The organism is Fontibacillus phaseoli (genome assembly GCF_003337355.1).
GTDB classification, from domain to species: Bacteria; Bacillota; Bacilli; order Paenibacillales; family Paenibacillaceae; genus Fontibacillus; species Fontibacillus phaseoli.
Window position 1 is genome coordinate 364,108 of record NZ_QPJW01000001.1, and the last position, 26,225, is coordinate 390,332.

The 26,225-nt window shown below is 53.5% G+C and carries 19 protein-coding genes; all 19 read left to right on the forward strand.

The window, feature by feature from the left end:
• The first annotated feature begins 477 nt into the window (after positions 1-477).
• The 19 genes from addB to DFP94_RS01815 all read left to right on the forward strand — a co-directional run bounded on the left by addB (position 478) and on the right by DFP94_RS01815 (position 26,215).
• A complete protein-coding gene (gene addB / locus DFP94_RS01725; RefSeq protein WP_114494714.1) occupies positions 478-4,011 on the forward strand; it encodes a helicase-exonuclease AddAB subunit AddB in 3,534 nt (1,177 codons plus the stop codon).
• Positions 4,005-8,012 (forward strand): helicase-exonuclease AddAB subunit AddA, encoded by a 4,008-nt coding sequence (addA, locus tag DFP94_RS01730; protein WP_114494715.1) that lies wholly within the window; start codon positions 4,005-4,007, stop codon positions 8,010-8,012. The genes addB and addA overlap by 7 nt, the downstream gene beginning before the upstream one ends.
• 130 nt (positions 8,013-8,142) lie before the next feature.
• Entirely contained in the window at positions 8,143-8,442 is a 300-nt protein-coding gene (locus tag DFP94_RS01735) for a hypothetical protein (protein ID WP_114494716.1), read from the forward strand.
• A gap of 650 nt (positions 8,443-9,092) precedes the next feature.
• Entirely contained in the window at positions 9,093-10,274 is a 1,182-nt protein-coding gene (locus tag DFP94_RS01740; protein WP_114494717.1) for an exonuclease SbcCD subunit D, read from the forward strand.
• On the forward strand, positions 10,271-13,708 hold the full coding sequence (locus tag DFP94_RS01745) for an AAA family ATPase (protein WP_114494718.1): 3,438 nt from the start codon (positions 10,271-10,273) through the stop codon (positions 13,706-13,708). Before DFP94_RS01740 ends, DFP94_RS01745 begins: the two co-directional genes overlap by 4 nt.
• Positions 13,709-13,746: 38 nt before the next feature.
• Positions 13,747-14,388, forward strand: coding sequence for a response regulator transcription factor (locus DFP94_RS01750; RefSeq protein ID WP_114494719.1), 642 nt, complete (start codon positions 13,747-13,749; stop codon positions 14,386-14,388).
• 4 nt (positions 14,389-14,392) lie between these two features.
• Positions 14,393-15,505 (forward strand): sensor histidine kinase, encoded by a 1,113-nt coding sequence (locus tag DFP94_RS01755; protein ID WP_114494720.1) that lies wholly within the window; start codon positions 14,393-14,395, stop codon positions 15,503-15,505.
• A 149-nt stretch (positions 15,506-15,654) separates the two neighbouring features.
• The gene (locus DFP94_RS01760) at positions 15,655-16,590 is read left to right on the forward strand and encodes an ABC transporter ATP-binding protein (RefSeq protein ID WP_114494721.1); all 936 of its coding nucleotides are present in this window, start codon (positions 15,655-15,657) and stop codon (positions 16,588-16,590) included.
• A 59-nt stretch (positions 16,591-16,649) separates the two neighbouring features.
• Positions 16,650-17,786 carry an ABC transporter permease gene (locus DFP94_RS01765; RefSeq protein ID WP_181872990.1) on the forward strand — a complete coding sequence of 379 codons (1,137 nt, stop codon included), beginning with the start codon at positions 16,650-16,652 and terminating at the stop codon, positions 17,784-17,786.
• Between the two features lies 1 nt (position 17,787).
• Complete coding sequence (locus DFP94_RS01770) at positions 17,788-18,939, forward strand: ABC transporter permease (protein WP_114494723.1); 1,152 nt, start codon at positions 17,788-17,790, stop codon at positions 18,937-18,939.
• A gap of 312 nt (positions 18,940-19,251) precedes the next feature.
• Positions 19,252-19,614 carry a histidine triad nucleotide-binding protein gene (locus DFP94_RS01775; RefSeq protein ID WP_114494724.1) on the forward strand — a complete coding sequence of 121 codons (363 nt, stop codon included), beginning with the start codon at positions 19,252-19,254 and terminating at the stop codon, positions 19,612-19,614.
• A 132-nt stretch (positions 19,615-19,746) separates the two neighbouring features.
• Positions 19,747-19,920, forward strand: a complete 174-nt coding sequence (rpsU, locus tag DFP94_RS01780) for a 30S ribosomal protein S21 (RefSeq protein WP_005547957.1) — start codon at positions 19,747-19,749, stop codon at positions 19,918-19,920.
• Positions 19,921-19,935: 15 nt separating this feature from the next.
• Positions 19,936-20,379: a GatB/YqeY domain-containing protein gene (locus tag DFP94_RS01785; RefSeq protein WP_114494725.1), complete on the forward strand. Its 444-nt coding sequence runs from the start codon at positions 19,936-19,938 to the stop codon at positions 20,377-20,379.
• A 110-nt stretch (positions 20,380-20,489) separates the two neighbouring features.
• On the forward strand, positions 20,490-20,783 hold the full coding sequence (gene yqfC, locus DFP94_RS01790; RefSeq protein WP_114494726.1) for a sporulation protein YqfC: 294 nt from the start codon (positions 20,490-20,492) through the stop codon (positions 20,781-20,783).
• On the forward strand, positions 20,780-21,961 hold the full coding sequence (yqfD, locus tag DFP94_RS01795) for a sporulation protein YqfD (RefSeq protein ID WP_114494727.1): 1,182 nt from the start codon (positions 20,780-20,782) through the stop codon (positions 21,959-21,961). Before yqfC ends, yqfD begins: the two co-directional genes overlap by 4 nt.
• A 6-nt stretch (positions 21,962-21,967) precedes the next feature.
• Positions 21,968-22,939 carry a PhoH family protein gene (locus DFP94_RS01800; RefSeq protein WP_114494728.1) on the forward strand — a complete coding sequence of 324 codons (972 nt, stop codon included), beginning with the start codon at positions 21,968-21,970 and terminating at the stop codon, positions 22,937-22,939.
• Positions 22,940-23,059: 120 nt separating this feature from the next.
• Positions 23,060-25,357 carry an HD family phosphohydrolase gene (locus tag DFP94_RS01805; protein WP_114494729.1) on the forward strand — a complete coding sequence of 766 codons (2,298 nt, stop codon included), beginning with the start codon at positions 23,060-23,062 and terminating at the stop codon, positions 25,355-25,357.
• The gene (gene ybeY / locus DFP94_RS01810; protein WP_114494730.1) at positions 25,329-25,826 is read left to right on the forward strand and encodes an rRNA maturation RNase YbeY; all 498 of its coding nucleotides are present in this window, start codon (positions 25,329-25,331) and stop codon (positions 25,824-25,826) included. Before DFP94_RS01805 ends, ybeY begins: the two co-directional genes overlap by 29 nt.
• Positions 25,826-26,215 carry a diacylglycerol kinase family protein gene (locus tag DFP94_RS01815; protein WP_114494731.1) on the forward strand — a complete coding sequence of 130 codons (390 nt, stop codon included), beginning with the start codon at positions 25,826-25,828 and terminating at the stop codon, positions 26,213-26,215. Before ybeY ends, DFP94_RS01815 begins: the two co-directional genes overlap by 1 nt.
• Positions 26,216-26,225 lie beyond the last annotated feature (10 nt).

Sequence of the window (26,225 nt, forward strand, 5' to 3'; positions counted from 1 at the left end):
CTCCATCTAATTCACCCGGTTTGAGCGGATCTGCGCATGAAGCGCTAAATTAACTGTAGGTTTTCCAGTTAATTGTGGTGGACCTGGCAAATGGATAGAATTAACTGTAGGTTTTCCCGTTAATTATGATGAGGCCTGATGGATGAGCAAGTACTACGATTCTAGATTGATTTCTGCTGCTGTTGGTGTGCTTTTTGCCGGCCTCCCAGGGCAGATCCCTAGCAGATTTCTAGGTTTCAGGTGGGCTTCAAGCGGGTTTCAAGCCGAAAGTATGTATCTAGCAAACCTTATGATTACTATGAAATTGACAATCCTTTCCGGATGTTTTGGAAGGGATTGTTTTTGTTGTTAGGCTGGGAACGTACATTCCTGTTTCGACTCGATATGGTATACTGGGTAATAACTTGAAGTTGAACTGGAGAAAAAATGTCGCAATTTGGCGAGGGATGAATGCCTTCGCGGTTAGGAGGTACCTTCATGTCATTACAATTTATTATCGGCCGCTCGGGAAGCGGCAAGAGCAGTTTGGTACTGGAACAGATCACCTCGAAGCTTAAGGAAGACCCCTTGGGCCCTCCGATGATTTTGCTGGCTCCGGAACAGGGGACCTTCCAGATCGAACAGGCGCTCGTCAGTGCTCCAGGACTGCGGGGGACCGTACGCGTTCAGGTGCTCGGCTTCCGCCGGCTGGCTTTGCGCGTTATGCAGGAAACGGGCGGGTCCGCCCTTGTTCCGATCAGCGAAGAAGGCAAAAAAATGCTGCTGTACAAAATCCTCAGACGGCATAAGGAGGACTTGAAGCTGTACAGCCATGGCAGCGATCAGCTTGGACTGATTGATGAGCTCAATGCGCTGTATACGGAAATGAAAAAGTACAATGCCGATTTTACCCGGCTGGACGAGCAGCTTCAAGCGCTGGAAGCCGTATCAGGAGAATCCCCGCTGCTTAAAGACAAGCTGCATGATTTGAATATTTTGTACCGGGAATTTGACGCGGAACTGGCCCGTCTCTATATCGATGCGGAAGACCATGTTGTCAAACTGGCAGAAGGAGCCCCCGATTCGTCCTACCTGCGGGGAGCCGACTTGTGGATCGACGGGTTTCATACGTTCACGCCGCAGGAGTATAAAGCGCTGGGCGTATTGATGCAAGTAGCGTCTTCCGTTACTGTCGCGCTGACGCTGGACCGTCCTTATGACGGCGGGATGGCTCCGCATGAGCTAAACCTGTTCCATCCGACGGCAATGACTTATATAAAGCTGCAGGAGCTGGCCGAGTCGCTCGGCGTGGAAGTGAAACCGAACAAGCTTCTGGACGCCCGCCCCTTTCGGAGATTTGGAAACAGCGAAACGCTGTCCTATCTAGAATCGGCCTACGAACGGCGGACACCTTGGGCAGGCAGCTTGCCTCCCGCTGACCTAGCCGGGTCTTTATCCCTTTATGCCGCGGGAAACCGCCGGATCGAGGTGGAGGGAGCTGCCAGAGAAATGCTGAGGCTGGCCCGCGAACAAGGTGCCCGTTTTCGGGATATGGCGCTGTTTGTGCGGAATCTCGGTGACTATGAACATATCATCCGGCCTGTGTTCGAGGATTACGGGATCCCGGTTTTTATGGACCAGAAAGCAAGCGTTCTTCACCACCCGCTAATCGAATTCATCCGCGGGGCGCTGGACGTCGCGCTGAGATATTGGAAGTACGAGGATGTGTTCCGCTGCGTAAAGAGCGAGTTTCTGCTTCCGCTGGACGGAAGCCTGACGCGAGCAAATATGGATTTGCTGGAAAATTACGCGTTGGCCAGCGGGATTCAAGGATACCGGTGGACCGACGGGCGCCCGTGGAAGGGGACGCCCAGCCTGTCGCTGGAAGGCGACGAGGCTTCGCGGAACCGGACCGATAGCGAAAGGCTCCAACTGCTCGAGCGGTGCCGTGCGGCAGTGACCGTACCGTTGTCGGGATTTGAAAAGCGGCTGAAGCGGGCTAATACGGTCCAGGATATGTGTGCGGCCGTTTATCGGCTGCTTGAAGAGATTGAAGCGCCGCAGCGCCTGGATCTTATGGCCCACCGGGTCTTGCAGGGCGGACAACCACAGCAGGCGATGGAACATCGGCAGTTGTGGAATTCGATCTTAGGCCTGCTGGATCAAATCGTGGAAATGATGGGCGAAGAAAAACTCTCCGCCGAACTGTTCGCCGGCATTCTGGAGACGGGCCTTAAGGATTTGAAGCTGGGACTCGTTCCGCCGGCCATGGACCAGGTTCTGGTCGGCAGTACGGACCGTACGCGGACCCGTCACGTCAAACACGCCTTCCTGCTGGGCATCAATGAGGGGGTTATGCCGGCAAACCTTCAGGAGGAAGGATTGCTGAGTGATCAGGAGCGCCTCCGTTTGGACGAGATCGGGTTGGAACTGGCACCCGGCATTACGCGCAGGCTGCTTGACGAGAGGTTCCTGATTTATGGAGCGCTCTCCGCGGCAAGCCGCTCGTTGTGGCTTAGTTATCCGACCGCGGATGAGGACGGGAAAGGCTTGCTCCCATCCGAAGTCATCCGGCATATGAAACGGATTTTTCCTGCAGGTATGCTGCAAGAACAACAGATCAGCGAAGCACCGTTAGTTTCCGATCCCCTGGCCTACCAGCTTGAATTCGTCAGCCGTCCGGAGCCTACATTGCCGCGGCTGATTGGCCAGCTTCGGGCTTGGAAGTCGGGGCAGGCCATATCTCCTCTTTGGTGGAGCGTGCTGGGATGGTATAAAGAGCAGCCGCAATGGGAACTTCGCGTCGATTCGCTGCTGGGCTCGCTGGATTACCGCAACCGGGTTAGCGGACTAACTCCGGCAACCAGCCGCAAATTGTACGGCAAACGGCTGCGCACCAGTGTCTCGCGGATGGAGAAATTTTCGGCGTGTCCTTTTTCGCATTTCGCCTCGCATGGGCTCAAATTGAAGGAACGCCAATTGTACCGGCTTAAGGCGCCGGACATCGGCCAGTTGTTCCATGCGGCGCTGAGCCAGATGGCGGTTACCTTCAAGGAACAGAACCGCAGTTGGGGCAGCCTGACTCCGGAAGAGTGCGTTAGGGAAGCGGACGCCGCGGTGGATAAGCTCGCACCGAAACTCCAGGGGGAAATTCTGCTCAGTACGAAGCGGTATGGATACATCTCGCGCAAACTGAAAAATATCGTCGGCCGCGCTTCCGTTATCCTGGGAGAACAGTCCCGGCGGGGAAGCTTTGAACCGGTCGGCCTTGAACTGGACTTCGGACCGGGTCGGCCGCTGTCTCCGTTGACCTTCGAGCTTCCGAACGGCTGCGTCATGGAAATCGTCGGCCGGATCGACCGGGTCGACATGGCGGAAGGCGAAGAGGGCGTTTTGCTGCGCGTTATTGATTATAAATCAAGCCAAACCGATTTAAAGCTGCATGAAGTGTACTACGGATTGTCGCTTCAGATGTTAACTTATCTGGATGTTCTGCTGCGCTCGGCGGAATCGTGGCTGGGTCAGTTTGCCCTTCCGGCAGGCACGCTGTATTTTCATGTGCATAACCCGCTGCTTCAAAGCGCAAATGGACTTGGAGCTGAAGAAGCCCGGCTTGAACTGCTCAAACGGTTTAAAATGAAGGGCCTCCTGCTGGCGGACAGGGATGTCATAGCCAAAATGGACGGTGAGCTGGAAAAAGGATATTCGGAAATATTGCCGGTAGCGGTCAAAGCGGATGGAGGCTTTTACAGCAGCGCTTCCGTAGCGACGCCCGAGCAGTGGCAGACGTTGCTGGGCTCGGTGCGCCGTACGATCGTGGACATCGGAACAAGAATTACGGATGGGGACGTAAAAATAGCGCCCTACCGTCTTGGAACCGAGACAGCCTGTACCCATTGTGCCTATAAACCGGTGTGTCGGTTCGAGGAAGCGCTTGACGGCAGCGCCTATCAGGTGCTGAACAAGCCGGGCAAGGAACGTCTGTGGGAACTGCTGGAGAGACCGGAAGGAAAGAAGGATGAGCCATGTTGATAATACCCAAGCCGGAGGGAAGCTATTGGAGCGATGACCAGTGGAAGGCAATATCGCTGTCCGGCGGAGATATACTTGTGGCTGCTGCGGCGGGTTCCGGCAAAACGGCGGTACTGGTGGAGCGGATCATTCGCAAGCTGTCCTCCGCCGAAGCCCCACTCAGCGTGGACAGGCTGCTTGTCGCCACCTTTACCAAGGCGGCAGCCTCCGAAATGAGGCAGCGGATCCGCGAGGCGCTGGAAAAAGAACTGGCCCGCGATCCCGAAAGCGAGCATCTTACCAGGCAGCTCGCCATGCTGGGACGGGCGTCGATTACGACGCTGCATTCTTTTTGCATGGAGGTCATCCAGCGCTATTACACATTGATTCCGCTCGATCCCGGATTCCGCATCGCCTCGGAGAGCGAGACCTCTTTGCTTCGGCAAGAGGTACTGGAGGACCTGTTTGAGGAGAAGTATGCTTCGGAGCAGGATGGGAGCTCCTTTTTGGCGCTTATCGACTGGTTTAGCGGCGAACGGAGCGATGATGCGGTTTTTGTTCTCATTCAAAAACTGTATGATTTCTCCCGAAGCCATTCCTGGCCCGAACATTGGCTGCGCCAGGCGGCATCCGCCTTCCGGGCTCCCGACCCTACGGCGCTGGAAGGCAGCTTATGGGTGGCAAGTATTTTAGCCGATACGTCGATTACGTTGGATGGTGCCGCAGAATTGCTGCGCCAGGCGAAAACGCTGGCAGTTTCCCCTGGGGGTCCCGAGCCTTATTCCGTGACATTGGAAGAGGACTTGGGGACGGTTCTCGGTTTGAAGTCAGCCGTACTGGAGAACGCTTGGTCCGGGTTGCATGAGACATTTCAGACTGCCGGATTCGGCAAATTAAAGCCTTGCAAAAAGGATCAGACAGATCCGGCGGTGCAGGAGCGGGTTAAAAGTTTGCGGGAAGAAGCCAAGAAAATGGTTACCGACCTGCGGAATCAGTTGTTCGGCCGTCCGGCGGAGGCGTTCTTGAACGAGCTTCATCTGGCGGCTCCGCTGATGGAAGAACTGGCAGAATTGGTTATCGAATTCGGCGAGCGTTACAAGTCGGAAAAGACAGCCAAGGGTTGGCTTGATTTTTCCGATTTGGAGCACTATTGCCTGCAGATTTTGCGTCGTACCGATTCTACCCCTGAAATGGCCGTGCCTTCGGATGCCGCGCTGGAATATCAGGCACAGTACGATGAAGTCCTGCTCGACGAGTATCAGGATACGAATACCGTTCAAGAGGACATTGTCCGCCTCATTTCCCGGCAGGAGCCGGGGAACCGGTTTATGGTTGGTGACGTCAAGCAAAGCATCTACCGGTTCCGATTGGCTGAGCCGGGACTATTCCTGGAGAAATATCGCAGTTACGGCAACAGCTTTGATAATGGCGGGTTAAGAATCAATTTGGCCCGCAATTTCCGCAGTCGAAGCGAGGTTGTCAATGCGGTCAACTTCTTGTTCAGACAGATCATGAACGAAGGCGTTGCCGAGATTGCCTACGATTCCAGGGCCGAGCTCGTTTATGGCGATGGTTTCCCGGAATTGTCCGAAGGTAGCGACTATCGCCCGGAATTATTGTTGATTGACCGCAGCGCGGATGCGTCGTCAGTCTCCGGCGGGGAGTCTGTCTCGACCGAAGAGGTCGGAGGTGAACCGGGAAGTGACGAGGAGACCGCGGCCGAACTTGAGGCCGTCCGACTGGAAGCGCGGGGGATTGCGGCCCGGATTCGCGAGTTGACGGGAGACAGCGGAAAACCGCCGCTGGAGATTTTCGATAAGCATTTGAAAGAAACCCGGCCCGTGGAATACCGGGATATGGTCATCCTGCTTCGCTCGACCCTGTCCTGGGCCCCCGTTATGATCGAGGAGCTTCGCATGGAAGGCATTCCGGCGTTCGGCGAACTCAGCAAAGGGTATTTTCAGGCTTCGGAAGTAGAAACGATGCTGTCGCTGCTGCAAATTATAGATAACCCGCTTCAGGATATTCCGCTGGCCGCCGTGCTGCGGTCGCCCATGTACGGACTTTCCGAGGAAGAATTGGCGGAAGTCCGTCTGGCTGCCGGGACAGGCAGTTTCTTTGAGGCGCTTTTGGCCGCTGCGGAAGGGGGACATGAATCGGAGTTCGAATCTGAGTCCGGAAATGATTCCGCGGTTTCTCAGGATCAGACTTCTCTGGCATCCAAATTGCAAGTTTTTCTGAAGCAGTTGGACGCCTGGCGGAATCTCGCCAGAGAAGGCGAACTCAGCACCCTGATCTGGGGAATTTACCGGAATACCGGTTATCTCGACTGGGTTGGCGGACTGCCGGGAGGCGCCTTACGGCAAGGCAATCTGCGCGCCCTGCATGACCGGGCCAGACAATATGAACTGACAACCTCTTCGAGAGGGCTGTTCCGCTTTCTTCGGTATGTAAACCGGCTCCGGGAAAACGGCGGAGACCTGGGCGCAGCAGCATCTGCCGGCGCGCAGGAAGACGCGGTGCAGATCATGACAATCCACAAAAGCAAAGGCTTGGAATTTCCGGTCGTCTTTGTCGCGGGCTTGTCCAAAGTGTTCAACCGTCAAGATTTGAACGCCAATTTTCTCATGCACAAGGAGATGGGCTTCGGGCCAAAATTCGTCGACGGCGCCTTGCGGGTTAGCTATCCAACGCTGCCGAACCTGGCGATTCGGAGGCGGGCGCAAATGGAACTACTGGCGGAGGAAATGCGGGTACTTTACGTGGCGCTCACCCGTCCGAAAGACAAGCTGATCCTGATTTCGTCGGTTAAAGACTTGGCTGGGACCGTGGAGACCTGGGGTGGAGCGCTGGAAACAGAGGAAGAAAAGCTCCCCGACTATCTGTTGGCCCGGGGAAGATCCTATCTCGATTGGATCGGACCGTCCCTTATCCGGCATCCCGCTGCGGCTGAACTGCGCCGTTTCGGAGGCCTTCCCGAGGTTTCTCCGGCTATTTTCGGAGATAGCGCTTCGGATTGGATGATCGGCTTTATGCCCGCCCGTGAGATCGTTCTGTCTGCGACAGCCGCGGCTGCGGCAGCCCAGGAGCTTGATGTCTCGGAACAGGGAGGAAGTCCGGATTCAGGAACAGACCCTGCAGACCCTGCCCGGCTAAGGGCACTCCTATCCGGAGGACCTGTAAGTGTTTTGGAACACCGTGACCACGAACTTGAGGACCAGGTGAATTTCAAACTGAGCTGGTCTTATCCTTTTGAAATATCGACCCGGATCTCGGCAAAAACCTCGGTCACCGAAATGAAATCGCTGCTGTCCGATCAGGAGGAACCACCTATTGATCTTTTTGGGGCAAATGAACTCCGGAGAGAGTTGGAGCAGTCGGCGGATCAAGTTGATTTCAAGCTCCATCTCCGCCGCCCTAAATTTATGGAGCAGGCCAAAATGACGCCTACCGAGCGGGGGACGGCTTATCATACAGTGATGCAGCATTTGCCTTTTCACAAGGAACCATGCGAGAAAACGGTACAAGATACTTTAACCATGCTGGTTGAACGTCAGATTATGACGCCGGAACAAACCGCGGAAATGGATGTGGCCAGAATTGCGGATTTCCTGAGCAGCCCATTGGGACAGATGCTCCAAAAAGCGGACTGGGTTCGCCGGGAAATGCCGTTCAGCTACGGATTGTCTGCAGCCGACGCGTTTCCGCTGCTGGCGCCGCCCGTGAACGGCCCCCTTGCGGAAGCCGAGGTATCCGGTATCCGGATCGCTCAAATTCTTGATCAGGAAACCGTGCTGATCCAGGGGGTCGTGGACTGCCTGTTCTACGTGGACGGCAGACAAATTTTGCTCGATTACAAAAGCGACAAGGTACTCCCTCATCGCGGCGGCGTCCCTGCCCTGAGAGAAACCTACCGCTTCCAACTCGAACTTTACGCCACCGCAGTGAAACAAATTACCGGCACCCCCGTCGAGGAAAAATGGCTTTACTTCTTCGACAGCGGCGATGCCGTCAAGTTATAAGAACTTGATCCGAAGCTCGCTAGACAACAGAGCACCAGGCGCATAGTGCCTCCGCCCCACGGTAGGGCTCAAGCACTGCGGCTCGCAAACCCGTGAGCGAATAGGAACAAACAGTACCCTTGCGGAGGATATGAGACCGGGGCTCCTTTGGGAGTACGCGTTCGATTGCGGTAGCAATACGGAAAGCCGACGGACAACAGAGCACCGGGCGTATAGCCTGCGCCCCCAGCGGTACGGGTTAAGCACTGCGCTCGCGATCAGTGAGCGAAAGGCATTAATCAGTTACCTTGCGGAGGATATGGGACCGGGGCTCCTTTGGGAGTACGCGTCCGATTGCGGTAGCAATACGGAAAGCGACGGACAACAGAGCACCGGGCGCATAGCCTGCGCCCCCAGCGTAAGGGTTAAGCACTGCGCTCGCGATCAGTGAGCGAAAGGCATTAATCAGTTACCTTGCGGAGGATATGAGACCGGGGCTCCTTTGGGAGTACGCGTCCGATTGCGGTAGCAATACGGAAAGCCGACGGACAACAGAGCACCGGGCGCATAGCCTGCGCCCCCAGCGTAAGGGTTAAGCACTGCGCTCGCGATCAGTGAGCGAAAGGCATTAATCAGTTACCTTGCGGAGGATATGAGACCGGGGCTCCTTTGGGAGTACGCGTCCGATTGCGGTAGCAATACGGAAAGCCGACGGACAACAGAGCACCGGGCGCATAGCCTGCGCCCCCAGCGTAAGGGTTAAGCACTGCGCTCGCGATCAGTGAGCGAAAGGCATTAATCAGTTACCTTGCGAAGGATATGGGACCGGGGCTCCTTTGGGAGTACGCGTTCGATTGCGGTAGCAATACGGAAAGCCGACGGACAACAGAGCGCCGGGGGCAAATCCTGCGTTCCCAGCGGTACGGGTTAAGCACTGCGCTCGCGATCAGTGAGCGAAAGGCATTAATCAGTTACCTTGCGGAGGATATGGGACCGGGGCTCCTTTGGGAGTACGCGTCCGATTGCGATAGCAATGCGGAAAGCCGACGGACAACAGAGCACCGGGCTCAATACCGGAGCATCAGATGTGGAGGAAAAAACATGCGGATATTACACACGGGCGATTGGCATTTGGGCCGGACGCTGGAAGGAAGAAGCCGGTTGCCGGAACAGGCCCAGTTTATGGACGAACTCGTCCGGATGGCGGATGAGCAGCGAGCGGACGTCATCCTTATGGCCGGTGACGTCTATGACAGCGTCAACCCGCCGGCTGCGGCGGAGTCGTTGTTTTACGAGGCGGCAGCCCGCCTGACGGAGAACGGGCGGCAGCTTGTGGTCATCTCCGGCAACCATGACCAGCCGGAGCGGGTATCCGCCGTGGCTCCGCTAGTTTCGCGCCGCGGCATCTCGCTGATCGGTCTGCCGACGGCGGCGAGCGTTACATTGCAGGTGCCCCGGAGCGGGGAGACCGCCGTGATTGCGGCGCTTCCTTATCCTTCGGAGTCCCGGCTAGCCGAACTGCTGGCTGGAGACGGCGACGAGTTGGAACTGCGCACCGCCTACAGCGCCAAGGTGGGCAAATTAATGCGGCAACTGGCCGGCGCTTTCCGCCCGGATACCGTAAATTTGGCCATGAGTCATATTTACGTGCTCGGCGGGTTGGAATGCGATTCGGAGCGGCCGATTCAGGTCGGCGGGGCGTATACGGTGGACCCGTCCGCCTTGGATATCGGAGCTCAGTACACGGCGCTGGGGCATCTGCATCGGCCGCAGGCCGTCAAAGGCAGCGGAATGATCCGGTACAGCGGGTCGCCGCTAGCTTACAGCTTCTCGGAAGCGGGGCAGGCCAAGTCGGTGATTCAGCTGGATCTGGCGCCGGGCGGGGTTCCGCAGGTAGAGGAGCTGTTTTTGACCAGCGGGAAACCGCTTGTACGCTGGAGCTGCAGGGGCGGACTGGAGGAGGTCTGGCGCTATTTGGACGAGGGCCGGGACCGCAGCGCATTTATCGATTTGGAAATCCATCTTGGCGAAGCGATGTCGCTTGGCGATATTCAGAGGCTGCGAAGGGCGCATGAGGGTATCGTACATATCCGTCCCGTCTATCCCGGACGGGATGCCGAGGAGTTGGTTTCCTCGCGCTCCCAAATGCCGGTCCATGAGCTGTTCCGCAAGTTCTACCAGCGGCAGAGCGGAGGGGCGGAACCCGAGGAAGAATTGGTCGAATTGTTCATGTCGCTGGTATCCGAAGAGGAAGAGCCGAAAGACGGGGAGGCGGAAGCATGAAACCGGTATCGCTTAAACTATCCGGCCTTCAAAGCTATCGCGAGACGCAGGAGATCGATTTTACGAGTCTTTGCGATACGGGCTTGTTCGGGATTTTCGGGCCGACCGGCAGCGGGAAATCAACCTTGCTGGATGCTATAACCCTGGCTATGTACGGAAAAGTAGGCCGCGCAACGAATGGTACTCAAGGAATTATGAATCATTCCGAGGATAGCCTGTTTGTCGCCTTTACGTTTGAGCTGGTTTCCGCGCAGGGACCGGAACGGTACAGGGTGGAACGCCGCTTCAAACGGCAAGGCGAACAGTCGGTGAGCAATACGATCAGCCGGTTCATTGAGATCTCTCCGGAGGGCGAAAAGGTGCTTGCCGACAAGCTGGCGGAAGTAACGCGCCAGGTGGAGGAGAAGATCGGCCTGAAGATGGACGACTTCACCCGGGCCGTCGTGCTGCCTCAGGGCAAATTCGCCGAATTCTTGTCCCTGAAGGGCGTAGATCGCAGACAGATGTTGCAGCGGTTGTTCCATTTGGAGAAATACGGGGATTTGCTCGGGCAGAAACTCGCCCGCAAGGTGAAGGGAACGGAGCAGACGATCAAAGAGCTCGCCGCTGAACAGCAAGGGCTCGGCAGCGCCTCCGAAGAGGCGCTAAGGGAAGCTGAGGCGGCGCTGAAGGCCGTCGCGGAGCTGGCGGAGGCGCGTCGCAGGGAGCTCGGCGCTGCGCAGCAGCGCGCGGAGTCGCTCGCCAAGGTGCGCGAACTGAGCGAGGAGCGCACGCGCCGGGCGGCGTTCCTGGAAGCGCTGCGCGGGCAGGACGTCGCGATCCGCGAGCTGGAGGCGCGGCTTGCCAAGGCGGCCGCCGCAGCCGGCATCAGGCCGGTGCTCACGGCCTGGAAAGCGGCGCGCCAGCTGGCGGCGGAGCGCGAAGCCGCCGCCGTCCGCGCCGGTGAAGCGGCCGCCTATGCTGCGGCCGCCGCTGCTCAGGCAGCCGCCGAAGCCGGGGCGGCCGGAGAAGCGCTCAGCCGCGAGGAGCCGGCGCTGCTGCTGCGCCTGGATCAGTTGGAGCAGGCAAGAGCGCTCCAGCGTGAATGCGACGAGCTGGCCGCCGGGCTGCGGGAGCTGAGGGCTTCCCTCGAGCAAGGGACTCGGCAGCGCCGGAACCTCACCGAGGAGCTGCTGAAAGAAGAGCAGCTCCTCGCCAAAGCAAAGCAGCGCCAGCAGGAGCTGGACCGGCTGCTGACCGAGAGCGAAGTGAAACCGTCCGAACGGCAGCGGGTTCAGCTCGCGGTAAACCGCAGGCAGGAAATTCTCCGATTGCGGGAGGAAGCGGATAAAGCCGGAGTGGAAGAGTCGTCTTTGAAGGCAAAAGCGGAACAGGCCGCCGGCAGGATGGGGGAGATCGGGGCCCGCGAACAATCGGCGGAGGCAAAATGCCGGGAACTTACCGCTTCAGTCCTGGAACAGCTGTTTCATCTGAATGTGCTGCAAGAGGAAATTCCGGGCTTTGAAAATGCCTTGTTATCGCGGGAAGCCGAGCTTCGCGCCATGATAAAGGATAAGGAGACTCAGCTCTGGTCGCTTACTCTGGCAGAGCGACTGCAAGATGGTCAACCCTGTCCGGTTTGCGGTTCGCTGCATCACCCCGGGGCAGCCTCGCTACATGAGGAAGGTGCCGGAAGCGAATCGGAGTTGGAGGAATTGCCGACCCTGCTGGCCTCGGTACGCGAACTGAAATACAGCGTGCCTCGCTATGCCGATGGATGCCGTGACCTGCTTGATATGCTGGGCACGAAGGATGGGGAGGAGTTTGCCGGCCGTCAGTCCGCGCAATTGGAAACGGCGGCTGCCGGGGATGCGAAAGCTGAAGTCGACATTTCTTCGGTGAAATCATCAGATGACCTCGAGACTTTCCGGCATCACACAGCCAAGCTGGAGGAGCAGGCCGCAATGTACCGGCAGGAGCTGGAGCGGCTTCAGCGGCACGCGCGGGAAGCGAAAGCCTCGCTCTCGGCGCTGACTCCCGAGCTTGCCGCTGTCCGGGCGGAAGCGGCCTCGGTTGCAAGCTTGTTGGAGCTGGCTGCAGAGCGGAACCGCGACTGCCGGTTGGCGCTCTCCGCCAAACAGGCCGAGTGGACCGCGGAATATCCCGATTTGAATCTCGATGAGGTTGAACGGCTGCAGCTGCATATCGATGAGAAGGACCGGCACGGGGAAGATATCAAGCAGCGGCTGAAAGTAAGCATCCCGTTTATCGAAGAGAAATCGGCGAGTATTTCCACGCTGACCCAGAAAGCCGTAGAACTGGACAAGTTGCTGCTGCAATGGGAAGTACAGGAACAGGGTAAAGATTCCTTGCTCCGGGAGAAGCATGAACGGCTTGCGGCCTGGATCGGCGAAGGTGCCGTGGAGGAACTGCTGCCCGAGACGGAGCGGCGGTTACAGGCACTTCGCCAGACCGCCGAGGACAGCCGCAAGAAGCTTGCGGAATGCGAGGCCTCGAACCGCGAAGCGGCGCAGGGGGATGCCTTAGCCCGGCAGGCGCTGCAATCCGCGCGTGAGCAGGAGCAGGAATACCTAGTACGCTGGGAAGAAGGGCTGGTTTCCTCTCCGTTTAATACGGAGGCGGAGGTGGTGGAGTCCTTTATGGACCCTGAACAAAGCGAACATGATGCGAGAACCGTAAAAGATCACCGAGACCAGGAACGCGAGCATGAGATCAACCTGAAGGAGCTCGATGCCAAGCTGGGCGGAAACATGGTGACGGAAGCGGAGTGGGAGACTTGCCGGCAAGCCCTGGAACTGGCTAAGGCGCAGGATGAAGCTGCGCTTCAGGGCAAAGCCCGGGCGGAGCGCGACCTGGAGGATCTGGAAGCAAGGCATGTCCGTTGGAAGGAACTGGAGACGGAAAGGCTAAAGCTGGAGCATCAATCGGGATTGCTGGGCAAACTCCAGTCCTCGCTGCGCGGCAATGCCTTCGTGGAATATGTCGCCGAAGAACAACTGATGAATGTCAGCCATGCGGCTTCCCAGCGACTACGCTCCCTGACCAAGCAGCGTTATGCTCTGGAGACGGACTCGGGCGGGGGCTTCGTCATTTGCGACGATGCCAACGGGGGCGTGAAGCGGCCGGTCTTCACACTGTCGGGAGGCGAAACCTTCCTGACCTCCTTGGCGTTGGCATTGGCTTTATCCGCACAAATTCAACTGCGGGGACAGTATCCGCTGCAATTCTTTTTCCTGGACGAAGGATTTGGCACCTTGGATCCGGAATTATTGGATACAGTTATTACTTCGCTGGAGCATCTGCATCATGATCATCTTGCCGTAGGGATTATTACGCATGTCGCGGAGCTGCGTGAACGTTTGGCCCGCAAGCTCATCGTGATTCCGGCGGAAAACGGAGGCGAAGGCTCGAAAGTGATGCTGGAGCGGATGTAACAACGGAAGCTGGACTATGTGGGGAAATGAGGCTGACGATGAAGATCTCGGTGTTGATCGCGGATGACAATTCCTTTATCAGGGAAGGCATGCGCATCATTTTGAATACTTTTGAAGAATTTGAAGTGCTTGCGACGGTGGGAGACGGCCGCGAGGCCGTCGATTACTGCAAGGAGCACGAGGTGGATGTGGCCCTGCTGGACGTTCGCATGCCCAATATGAATGGCGTGGAGGCTACACGGCTGCTGGTGGAAGAGACGAAGACCAAGCCGCTGATCTTGACCACGTTTGACGACGATGAATATATCTTGGACGCCATCCGCTACGGTGCGAAAGGATATTTGCTGAAAAATAACGATCCGGAGCGGATTTGCGATGCGATCAAAAGTGTATACCACGGTCATAACGTGCTGCAAAATGTCATACTGGACAAGCTTAAAAGCAGCCTCGGCGAAAGCCGGATTCCCCCTGCACCGCCGATTAATGCAGCCTTATTTACGGAGCGCGAGCTGGATGTGATGTCACGGATCGCCAAAGGCCTGTCCAACAAGGAAATATCCAAAGAATTGTTCATTTCCGAAGGAACGGTAGCCAATTATATCACTTCGATTTTGAACAAGACGGCACTGGAGCACCGGACGCAAATCGCCATTTATTATTTGACGGGAAGGACCCGCTGAAGCTATGGAGCTGTGGAATCTGGGGAATAAGCTGATCCTGTTGTTATTTGTTGTGGTAGCCGCCTATTTTAGAACCGCCGATCCGTCACCTTGGTTCGTGGTGTTTTTTTTGATTTACGTAGCACTGAACCTGATTGAACCGCTTTTAAAGCCGATCTATCTCAAACGAGCTGCCGTGATTACCTTAATTGCTTATCTATTATTTTGTACTTTTTATGTCCAGTCGGATTTTGTGTTGCTTCTGGCGCTTAGCTTATATGAGCTGGCCTCGGCTTATTTTCGCAAACGGATTCCCGTATTGGTCGTTATGGCAGTTCCCTTACTGATTATTGATCAGCAAAACCTGTTCCCTTTATATGCTTTCATTGCGCTGCTGGTTTTTTTTAACGGAAACTATGCCCACCGGTATACGAATAAGATACTGCGTCAGGATCAGCAGCTCGACAAGATGCGGAACGATCAGGAAAAACTGACGAAAAGACTGCATGAAAATCAGGAATTTATCCGTGCTTCGGAATATACGTATAAGCTGGAAGAACGCAATCGCCTGTCTCAGGTGCTGCATGACGGCGTAGGACATTCCATGACGGGGGCGCTCATCCAGATGGAGGCGGCGAAAGTGATGCTTCGTTCCGATCTCGGAGCGGCCGAGACCCTGCTGCAAAATGCGATCGGCATCTCTAAAGAGGCGATCGAGCAGATCAGGCTCACGCTCAAAAATATCAAACCCCCGGTGCAACAGTTGGGCATTCATCGGTTGAAGGCAGGTGTCGAAGCTTTCGGCAGCAAATCCGGGCTGCGCACCACAGTGGTCCATGACGGAGAAATGGAGCGGATCACTCCCCTGCAGTGGAAAATCATTCAGGACAACGTGACCGAAGCGCTGACCAATACGGCTAAATACGCCTCGGCAAGCGCCGTTCACGTGGAGGTAAGGGTGCTAGGCAAGCTGATTAAAGCCGTGGTTTCCGATGATGGGCGGGGAGAGGCGAAAATTGTGAAAGGGCTCGGGCTGTTGGGGATGGAGGAGCGGACGGCCGCGGTAAACGGGACGATTATCGCCGACGGAACCCGGGGATTCAGCGTGACGACGCTGATGCCCCTTGAAGATGCATGAGAAATCTCATCCTTCTAAGTTGACTCAGGCTATGAATAGTTGTGAATATCTTCATGTTCAAAGGATGAACTTATGCACTGTCATAAGGTCATCCTTTTTTTTACAATGAATCTATGAATCAAATGAGAAACCCGAACGGAGTGGATAGGATGAACGTATTGGATATTCGCGGATTAAGCAAAAAATTCGGCGATTTCATAGCGGTTGACAATATGTCGCTGACTGTGGGCGAAGGCGAGATTTTCGGCTTTCTTGGTTCTAATGGGGCGGGAAAGAGCACGACGATCAATCTTGTCGCCTCCTTACTAAGGCCGAGCAGCGGCGAAATTAATATCCTGGATAAGAATATCGCAAAGCATAGCCGTTTTGCCAAAATGAACCTCGGCATCGTGCCGCAGGATTTAGCCATCTATGAAGATATGACCGCTTTCGAGAATGTGAAGTTTTTTGCCGGGTTATATGGCCTGCGGGGTGAAGAACTGAAGGAAAGAACGGAAGAAGCGCTGAAGTTTGTTGGCCTGGAGGACAAGGCGAAAAGTTTCCCGAAAAATTTCTCCGGAGGCATGAAGCGGCGGCTGAATATCGCCTGTGCCATCGCCCATCGTCCCAAGTTGATCATCATGGATGAGCCGACCGTCGGCATCGACCCCCAATCGCGGATTTACATCCTTGCGTCGGTGCGCAAATTGAACGAGATGGGCTGTACCATCATTTACACCAGCCATTATATGGAGGAAGTAGAGGAAATCTGTTCGCGCATCGCAATCATCGATCACGGCAAAATTATCGCCGACGGCACAAAGGAGCAGCTTATCGCGACGATTACGGATCTGAAGGATATTCGAATTGAACTGAAGAGGGGCGAGCCCGATCTTGCCCTCTCGTTAAAAAATATTCCCGGGGTTAGAGACGTCAGCGTGGAGGATAATATGCTCCGCATCAGCAGCGACATGGCGGTCGATAATTTGAGCCAAATCCTGAAGGTTCTCATCGATAGCGGCGCTGACATCAGGTCCGTGGAGGAGCAGGAACCCAATTTGGAAACGGTGTTTCTGACGCTGACGGGCCGTAACCTGAGAGATTAAGTCAAAATCGGCCTAGACCTATCCGTTTGGATAGATCAAAGCGACGGGAGGTTAGTGGATTGAATTTTTTGAATATAGCGCTAAAAGAAATTAAACGTGATATTCGCGATCGGTGGACCTTGATCTTTATGCTCGTTTTTCCGATCTTGCTGATCCTGATATTAGGGGTAGCTTTGAGCAACAGCTTCTCGAGCACCCCGGAGCTCGGTGAAATCCGCGTACTGGTCCAAGATAAGACCGGGGGCGGACCTTTAACGCAAAGTTTTGATGCCTTCGCGAAGGCGGTGGAGGAGTCCGGCGTAAAGTTCGAGTCCTGGAGTGAAGGGATGGACGGGCGGAAGGAAGTGGAGCAGCATCGGTACGACGACTATGTCGAGTTGACCGAGAGCGGCATTTCCTTGTACGGCAGCAGCCGCAGCGCGATTGAAAGCTCGATCGTTCAAGGCATGCTTGCCGCGTTTACGGATAAATACAAAGCCGGTTCCGTCTTAGCCCAGGCGGGGAAGGATACAGCTGTCATGCAGGCGGAGGGCACGGGGGAAGGGAAAGAAGCAAACTATATAAAAGAGACCTCTATCGTCGCCGACCGGAAACCAGGAGCCGTTGATTATTATGCCCTGGCTATGACCTGTATGGTTGCCCTGTGGGGGGCGTGGTCGGCAAGCCGGTTGATCACCTCCGAGGTCAGGCAAGGGACGTCGATGCGTCTCGTGGCCGCTCCGGTTTCAAAGGGATCCATTTTTGCCGGAAAAATACTCGGCAGCATCGGCTCGAACATGCTCTGCGTATTCTTGATCATTATCATTAGCAAATTTCTGTTCAAGGCCTATTGGGGCGATCACCTGCTTGCCGTGGTTGCCGTATTGTTCACCGAAGTCATTCTGGCGGTGAGCCTGGGCCTCGCGGTTGGTTATCTATTCAATGGAACGGCAAGCCGCAACGTACTTATGATCATAACGCAACTGGCGGCTTTCTTTGGCGGGGCATACTTTCCGATGAGCGTAGACGGGGATTTGGGCGTAGTCGGTTGGATCGCCGGGCTGTCTCCGATCCGCTGGGGAAATGTCGCTTTGACCAAAATCGTCTATAGCGGTGAAACGGCAGCCATGTGGCCCGTCATTGGACTGAATATCGGTCTGGCCGTATTGATGCTGATGGCGTCGGCCGTGTTAATGCGCCGAAAGGAGGGAATTTGATATGGGGAAAAATATATGGTGGCTTGTTTTATCCTCGCTGCGGAAGGAGTTCCGCAAACGCGGCAACATTCTCATCTATTTCGGATTGCCGCTTGCAGGTGTTCTGATATCGACATTTATCTACGCGAATGCCGGACAAAGCGTACTTCGGGTCGGTGTGGTCAACGGGGACGGGGCGGAAACCGTTGCCGCCGAGACGGTTCGGTTTATCTCGGAAATGGGTCAGGTGAAGGCCGAGAATGTAACGGAAGAGGAATTAGCGACTCTGCTTGCGGCGGGCAAGTTGGACAGCGGGGTCGTGCTGGAAGAAGGTTATTCCCAAAGCGTGCTTGCCGGTCAGCCGGATCATATCGTTATCTCGTCCATCAAAGGCGCAGAGGTTACGGCTTATTTAAAAGCGTTGCTGTATAACTATATCGATAATATGACGGCGCTAGGCAGGGCAGCCGAGGGGGACCCTGCAAGGTATCAGGAGCTATTCGAGGAATACAGGAATACGGTATTTAAGCTGCAAGCGGAAACCGTAAACGATAAATCGGTAACGAAGGATATGACCTATCAATCGCTCGGGTTCCTGATCTTGTTCATGATGATGTCTTCGGTTAATCTGACGGAACTGATTCTTAAACACAGAGAGGACCGGACGTTCTACAGGATTATCTCTTCGCCGGTCAGTTCCAGAGCCTACGTGATTTCCAATATAATCGTCAATATGATCGTGATGCTGCTGCAAATCATAGTGACGCTGTTCTTTTTGCGGTACGTATTTAAGCTGGACCCCGGCATTCCGATCACGGCACTCGCGGGCCTGCTTGGACTGTTTGCCCTTGCTTCCGTCGGTATCTCACTGGTGATCGTCGCCTTTTCCAAAAACAGGGGCGTATCCGACTCTTTGCAAAACCTGATCGTCACGCCGACCTGCCTGCTTGCCGGCTGCTTCTTTCCGGTTGAGATTATGCCTGTTGCCGTGCGACGGATCGCTGACTTTATGCCGCAGCGCTGGGTGCTGCTAGCGGTCGAGGAATTGCAGGACGGCAGCGGATTCGGCGGCATTTGGCTCAATCTGTCCACCCTGTTCGTATTCGCCATCGTGTTCTTTTTGATCGCCGCTTATAAATTCGGACATAACAATGACACCCGTAAGTTTATTTAAAAACCATTTTTTCTCATTTGATTTATAACGTGACACAGATCACAGATACAGTATCACCTGGCTGTTATACTACAGTTAGCCGACATCAATTTTGTGAAGCACCCCGATGGACGTATTGGGACAGAGATCTGATTATCGTATTTCGGTCCAATACGTTCGTCCGAGAAGCGAACTCGCTGAGTGAGCAGGGTGCTTCTTTTTTTTGCCCTTTTTTTCCGGTATGATAACATGTAGAAGCTATTCAAATATACATTTTTTGAGCATGAATCGAAGTTACGTATTCTATTCGCGATAATTTAGGAGGGTTTATAGGTGGAAAACTGTTTGTTTTGCAAAATTGCGGAAGGTTCGATCCCATCGAACAAAGTTTACGAAGACGAGCAATTTCTCGTATTTCATGATATTCAACCGGCGGCACCGAGTCATGTGCTGATCATTCCGAAGAAACATATCGCTACGATGAATGACGTCGGTCCGGAAGATTTTGCCCTGATCGGGGAGATGCACCGCATTGCCCAAGAAGCGGCCAAGAAGCTTGGAGTAGCCGAGAGCGGCTACAGACTGATCAATAATTGCGGCAAAGACAGCGGACAAGCAGTATACCATATCCATTACCATTTACTTGGCGGGGCACCTTTGGGCGCATTGGTACAGAATTCCGATTCCCATGCTTGAACCGGGGATTTTAAGTCTTCCATATATTAAAATGGGTGCTCAGGTTGACACCCTATTTATTTTTCCCCTATAATGAAGTTTGATGAACCGTGTTATGCTCTTGGACGGTCTGGTCGGAGGGAGGGAAAACTGGTGTCTGAAACTAAAGTTCGCAAAAACGAGACAATTGATGCTGCACTTCGTCGCTTTAAACGCTCTATTGCTAAAGATGGCGTATTGGCTGAGGTGAAGAAACGCAAGCATTATGAAAAGCCAAGCGTAAAGCGCAAGAAAAAGTCTGAGGCTGCTCGTAAAAGAAAGTTTTAGGAGGATTATGCTACCATGAATCTTAGCGAGCGATTGAACGAAGATATGAAGCAGGCGATGAAGAGTCAAGACAAGTTCAAACTCTCCACCATTCGAATGGTTCGTGCTACGATTAAGAATCTTGAGATAGATTTGAAAAGACCTTTGAACGATAATGAAGTGCTTGATATCCTAAGTCGTGAAATCAAACAGCGCAAAGATGCCCTCCAAGAATTTGAAAAAGCGGGTCGAGACGATCTTGCCGCAAACGTCAGAGCGGAAGCCGAGATTATTGCCGAATACCTTCCCGAACAGCTGAACGAAGAAGAAATTAAAGTTATTGTACAGCAGACCATCCAGGAAACCGGGGCTACTTCGAAAGCCGATATCGGGAAAGTGATGAGTGCGCTTATGCCTAAGGTCAAAGGCCGGGCAGACGGCAAGCTTGTCAATGAGGCAGTTCAACAGCTTTTGCAATAGGTGAGACAAAGCAACACCTTCTACATTTTGTAGGAGGTGTTTTTTCTGTTTCTCATAAATGATGTTTCTTCCGCATACTTTGTAAAGTAGAGGAAGGAGGATTGCCTCATATGAGCCGGTTTGTCCGCAAATTCCGCAAATGGACGGTCGACGCGCTCGGCCTGCCGGGTGATCTCGTACTCGATTTACCCAGGCTCACCTTGATCGGAAATAAGCAGCTTTACATAGAGAACCATCGGGGCGTGGTGCATTTTACCCCCGAATCGTTACATTTGGAACTTAGCCATGGCAAGTTGGAGGTTGAAGGAGCCGGATTGGTCATTAAAGAGATAATGCCTGAGGAAGTTGTGATCGAAGGGCGGATCTTTGGTATTAAATATCGCGGAACGGAGGAATCCAAGTGAAATCACCGGTATTTTCCCAATGGCGTGGAACAGTGACCGTGGTCGTGCGAGGCGAGGCAATTGAATCATTTATTAACGAACTCTACCGGCAGGGCATCCGGATTTGGGATTTGGTAGCATTACCTGACGGTAAAATGGAAATGAATTTGCAGGTGGCGGACTTTTTTTCTTTGCGTCCGCTTCTGAAAAGGACAGGCTGCCGCTTACGGATTAAGAAACGTTCCGGATTGCCCTTTACTTTAGCCCGGCTCTGGCAAAGGAAATGGTTCGGTATCGGTTTTGCCGTCTTCTTGGCCGTTGTTTTCAGCTTGTCCCAGCTAGTATGGGATATTGAAATCAAAGGAAATGTAAAAATACTGGATGAAGACGTGCTGAAGGTTGCCCGCGAGGAAAGACTGTATCCTTTTCAATGGATTTTCTCTTTGCCCGAGCAGGACAAGCTTTCCGCTGAGCTGAACCGGAAGCTGCCGGGAACCTCTTGGGTCGGAGTATCCCGTACGGGCACGAAAATTTCCATTCAGATCGTCGAGGCGACGCAGCCGAAGGAGCAAGGGCTCGCGAGTCCGCGGCACCTGGTTAGCAAGGCTGATGCGATTATTACATACATTTATGCGGAAAAAGGCCAGCCTGAAGTAAATAAGAACGACCGCGTCCGGAAGGGGCAGATACTTGTATCCGGTATTCAGGGCGGTAAAGCGGTTGTTTCCAAAGGCGAGGTTAAAGGCAACGTATGGCATGAGTATAATATCGAGGTACCGCTACTCCGGAGGCAAAAGGCCTACACCGGGGAAAAGAAGGAGCGCGGATATCTCTTTTTCGGAAAAACGGCGATCCAGCTTTCCGGGTACGGCAAAGTGAACTTTGATCACTCCCAAATGCTGACGGAGTTTAATCCATTGACCTGGAGATCCATCAAGCTGCCGATCGGCTGGATGAGTGAGAAAATACTTGAAACGACCGAATTGGAAATCAAGCTGTCCAAGAACCAGGCCGTGAATGACGGGATCGAACGCGCCAGAAGAGATATTTTGGCTAAGCACGGGGCGAATAGCGTTATTTTGAATCAAAAAATTTTGCATGAGAAGACAGACAATGGTAAAGTTTATATGAAAGTGCTTTTTGAAGTGGAACAAAATATTGCGGAAGAACTTCCGATAGTATACGACCAAGGAGAATGAGTCTATTTGTCAGAACAACTACACAATGCGAAAATAAGTCTTCAAAACGCCGCGGAAGGATTGTCCTTATTTGGGCCCCAGGATGTATTCCTTAAACTGGTTGAGCAGCATCTGAACGCAAGCATCGTCTTAAGAGAGTCCGAAATATCCATACGCGGAGAAGAGCGTGAAGTAGAGCGTGTTCAACAATTGTTTGAGGTGTTGCTGGAACTGGTCCGCAACGGCTATATCCTTACCGAAAGAGATGTACAGTATGCCATCGATCTCGCCAAGGATTTTCGCGCAGATCAACTGCTTGATTTATATAAAGGTGAAATTGCCGTTACCTATCGCGGGAAACCGCTCAGAGTCAAAACGATCGGACAGAAACATTACGTAACTACGATCCGGAAGCGTGACATCGTATTCGGAATCGGGCCGGCAGGTACGGGCAAGACCTATCTGGCCGTTGTTTTGGCCATTACGGCTTTGAAGGAAGGCGCGGTAAAACGAATCATTTTGACCCGACCTGCCGTGGAAGCCGGCGAAAGCCTTGGATTTCTTCCGGGCGATTTGCAGGAAAAAGTGGATCCGTATCTGCGGCCGCTGTACGACGCTTTATACGATGTTATGGGTCCCGACCAAACGGCGAAGGCATTGGAACGCGGACTGATTGAAATTGCTCCGCTCGCCTACATGCGCGGACGGACGCTTGACGATTCTTTTATCATTTTGGACGAGGCTCAGAATACGACGCCTGAGCAGATGAAGATGTTTCTGACCCGGCTCGGTTTCGGTTCAAAAATGGTCATTACCGGCGATGTTACGCAGATCGATTTGCCAAAAGGGAAAAAATCCGGATTGGTCGAGGCCAAAAAGATTTTGGAATCCATTGAAGAAATCGGATTTGTGTTTTTTACGGAGTCGGATGTCGTAAGGCATTCGCTCGTTCAGAAAATTATTGTTGCTTATGACCGTGCTGCTGAAAATCAGGGTTAATCATCCAGCCCCCGGACCCTCCCGAAAAGGATTCATCTAGCATTACATTCGCGTTCCAGCGTTTATAGTAATGCGTAACAGGGTTCGCAGGGCTTTAAATTTTTCAGGAGGGCTGTCCCCATGGACTCAAACCCAAAGTATCGCCAAGAAAAAAGTAAATTTCATTCCAGAACGGCAGGGTGGAAACACAGCGCATCGGTACGTTACGTACTGTATGTGCTGTTAATCGCTATGCTTTATGTGAGCATGTCTCCCAAACTGTTGCCTGAAACTTATGATATTGCAGTAGGGTTGCCAAGCGATAAAGAGATCTTGGCTCCGATGGAAATTCCGAATACGAAGGCAACATTGAAGGCGCAGGAAGAAGCCGCAGAGAAGGTGGGACAAGTCTATACCATTCTGCCGCTTCGCAACGAAGCTTTGGTTTCGCAGTTGCTTGACCGGATTTTTCGGCTGAATCAGGATGATCAGGTGGCGACGGAAGACAAGATTAATATTTACCGTGAAGAATTGCCGCAACGCTTGAAGGACCACGTCCAGAATTTCATTATGAATAATCGTAGCTCGAGTACTTATTCATCGACACTTTTTCAGGAAGTGACGCAGAAGGTAGACGAACAGCAATATCATATTTCGGAAGAAACATTTATTAAGATTCCGAAACTGACGGCTGAGGATATCAATGAGATGAAGCCGGTGGCCGCCGATATCGTTGCCCGTCTGATGACCGATCAGATCATCGACGCACAAACGGCACGGGCAAAGGTAGCGGAAATGGTCAGCACCAGTTCGCTAAGCAAGCGGATTTCCCGCGAAGTGGTGCAAGAACTGGCGCGGCTGTCCATTACCGCCAACAAGTTTTATGACGAAGAAGCGACGAAAACGGCGAAGGTGGAAGCCCGGGAGAATACGCCGACAGTGTTCATCAAGCAGGGGGATGTTCTGGTCGAAAAGGGCGAGAAAATTACCCAGGAAATGTATACGCTACTCGAAAAAAACGGGTTGCTTAAGGACGAAGTCAATTATTGGCCTCAGTTCGGACTGGTGCTGCTGTCATGCTTGTTGGCGCTCGGACTGATTATGTTCATGCGCCAATCGGAAGGAGTCAGCCGATTTAAATATAACAACTCTCAATTTGTCATGCTGCTGATGATCATTTTGATTACGATCATTTCCATGCATGTTACGGGCATCGTGCAGAACGAGCAGCGTCCTTATATCGGTTATCTGGCGCCTGTGGCTACCGGGGCCATGTTGATTACGCTGCTGATCGACCTCTCTTTGGCTTATATTTGTTCCATCCTGTTTAGTATACTTGCAAGCGTGATTCTAAATGTCCATCAGGGACAAATATTTGATTTTCAATTCGGATTTTTTGCGTTCGTGATCTCGTTTGCTTCAATCTTTGCGATACACCGTGCCAGCCAGAGGTCTACGCTCCTGAAGGCCGGCATCATGATCTGCCTGTTCGGCTCCGCAGCCGTCTTTACGCTGATCGTGATCAACAATAACGGCTGGACGGAGTCCAACGCGTTGTACGCGATCGGGTTTGCCATTGCCGGCGGCTTGTTGACGACGATCCTGGTCATCGGACTGATGCCGTTCTTTGAAGTCACGTTCGGAATCCTGTCGGCGCTGAAGCTCGTGGAATTATCCAACCCGAATCATCCGTTGCTTCGCAAATTGCTAACCGAAACACCGGGAACATACCATCACAGCGTCATGGTAGGCAATTTGTCGGAGGCCGCAGCGGAAGCGATCGGAGCGGACGGGCTGTTATGCCGTGTCGGTTCGTATTATCACGACATCGGCAAAACGAAACGTCCGAGTTACTTTATCGAGAATCAGAACAATATGGAGAACCCGCATGATTTCATCGATCCGAAATTGAGCAAGTCGATTATTATTGCACATGCCCGTGACGGGGTTGAAATGCAGAAGGAATATAAACTGCCCAAGCCGATCCGGGACATTGCGGAGCAGCACCACGGAACGACCTTTCTGCATTACTTCTATCACAAGGCCCTCTCATTGGCTGAGGAACAAGGCGTGGAGCCGGATTTTACGGAAGAGGATTTCCGCTATCACGGCCCTAAAGCCCAGTCCAAGGAGGCAGCGGTGGTAGGGATCGCGGACAGTGTAGAAGCTGCGGTTCGCTCGCTGCGCAAACCGACGGTGGAACAGGTCGAGACGATGATCGAGAAAATTATCAAGAGCCGTCTGGATGATCACCAGTTCAACGAATGTGATTTGACGATGCGCGAGCTTGATCTGATTGCCCAAACGTTAAAGGAAACCGTGATGGGAATCTTCCATTCACGGATTGAATATCCGGAACAGATCAAAAAGACTAAAGCAACGCAAGAAAAGGATAGGGGGCATGATGTTAATGAGTCTAAGTCTGGTTTGGAACAATGAACAGGATAAACTGGATATTGACGAACAATTCATTGAACTGCTGGACAAGCTGCTTCAAAAGGCAGGCGAGGCTGAAGGCGTTACGGAAGGGGAAGTGGCGTTGACCTTCGTTACCGATGATGCCATTCATGAATTAAACCGGGAATATCGCGGCATCGACCGGCCGACAGATGTATTGTCTTTCGCCATGAACGAGTCGCTGGACGAAGAAATGGACATCGTGTATGAACTCGAAGAGGATGAGGAACTGGATGAACTGACCGATGTGCTCGGGGATATCATTATTTCCGTGGAACGCGCCGAGGCTCAAGCGGAGGAATATGGACACTCGCTGAATCGCGAAATCGGTTTTTTGTTTGTTCACGGATTTTTGCATTTGCTTGGATACGATCATCAGGACGTAGCAAGCGAGAAAGTGATGATGGGAAAACAGGAAGCCGTTCTGGCCCAGGTCGGGCTTGTCCGATAATGGAATCCCGGCGTAGTTGGAGTGCGACTTTTCGAAATGCCTGGAACGGGATATGGAATTCGCTGAAAACCGAACGAAATATGCGGATCCATGTTGCGGCAGCCATAATCGTTCTCCTGGCCGCGTTCTTCTTTGGTCTTCCGTTCCGGGATATTGCGCTGCTCTTGCTCGTTATATCTCTAGTGATTACGGCAGAATTGTTGAATACCGCTATTGAAGCTGCAGTCGATCTTGTGACTCCGGAATGGCACAGGCTGGCCAAAGTCGCCAAGGATGCCGCAGCCGGTGCTGTTCTGATCGCCGCGGCTTTTGCCGTTCTAATCGGGATTTTATTGTTTTACGGACCGGTCTTATCATGGCTGGGCTGGGAAAGGTTTATGAAGTTTTAGAGGAGATGAT

Excerpts from the sequence above, each read along its gene's own strand:
- DFP94_RS01755 (WP_114494720.1), top strand. The coding sequence starts at position 14,393 with ATGGAGCTGTGGAATCTGGGGAATAAGCTGATCCTGTTGTTATTTGTT.
- DFP94_RS01785 (WP_114494725.1), top strand. The coding sequence starts at position 19,936 with ATGAATCTTAGCGAGCGATTGAACGAAGATATGAAGCAGGCGATGAAG.
- DFP94_RS01750 (WP_114494719.1), top strand. The coding sequence starts at position 13,747 with ATGAAGATCTCGGTGTTGATCGCGGATGACAATTCCTTTATCAGGGAA.
- addB (WP_114494714.1), top strand. The coding sequence starts at position 478 with ATGTCATTACAATTTATTATCGGCCGCTCGGGAAGCGGCAAGAGCAGT.
- DFP94_RS01735 (WP_114494716.1), top strand. The coding sequence starts at position 8,143 with ATGAGACCGGGGCTCCTTTGGGAGTACGCGTTCGATTGCGGTAGCAAT.
- DFP94_RS01815 (WP_114494731.1), top strand. The coding sequence starts at position 25,826 with ATGGAATCCCGGCGTAGTTGGAGTGCGACTTTTCGAAATGCCTGGAAC.
- DFP94_RS01760 (WP_114494721.1), top strand. The coding sequence starts at position 15,655 with ATGAACGTATTGGATATTCGCGGATTAAGCAAAAAATTCGGCGATTTC.
- DFP94_RS01805 (WP_114494729.1), top strand. The coding sequence starts at position 23,060 with ATGGACTCAAACCCAAAGTATCGCCAAGAAAAAAGTAAATTTCATTCC.
- DFP94_RS01740 (WP_114494717.1), top strand. The coding sequence starts at position 9,093 with ATGCGGATATTACACACGGGCGATTGGCATTTGGGCCGGACGCTGGAA.
- DFP94_RS01770 (WP_114494723.1), top strand. The coding sequence starts at position 17,788 with ATGGGGAAAAATATATGGTGGCTTGTTTTATCCTCGCTGCGGAAGGAG.
- DFP94_RS01745 (WP_114494718.1), top strand. The coding sequence starts at position 10,271 with ATGAAACCGGTATCGCTTAAACTATCCGGCCTTCAAAGCTATCGCGAG.
- yqfC (WP_114494726.1), top strand. The coding sequence starts at position 20,490 with ATGAGCCGGTTTGTCCGCAAATTCCGCAAATGGACGGTCGACGCGCTC.
- addA (WP_114494715.1), top strand. The coding sequence starts at position 4,005 with ATGTTGATAATACCCAAGCCGGAGGGAAGCTATTGGAGCGATGACCAG.
- ybeY (WP_114494730.1), top strand. The coding sequence starts at position 25,329 with ATGAGTCTAAGTCTGGTTTGGAACAATGAACAGGATAAACTGGATATT.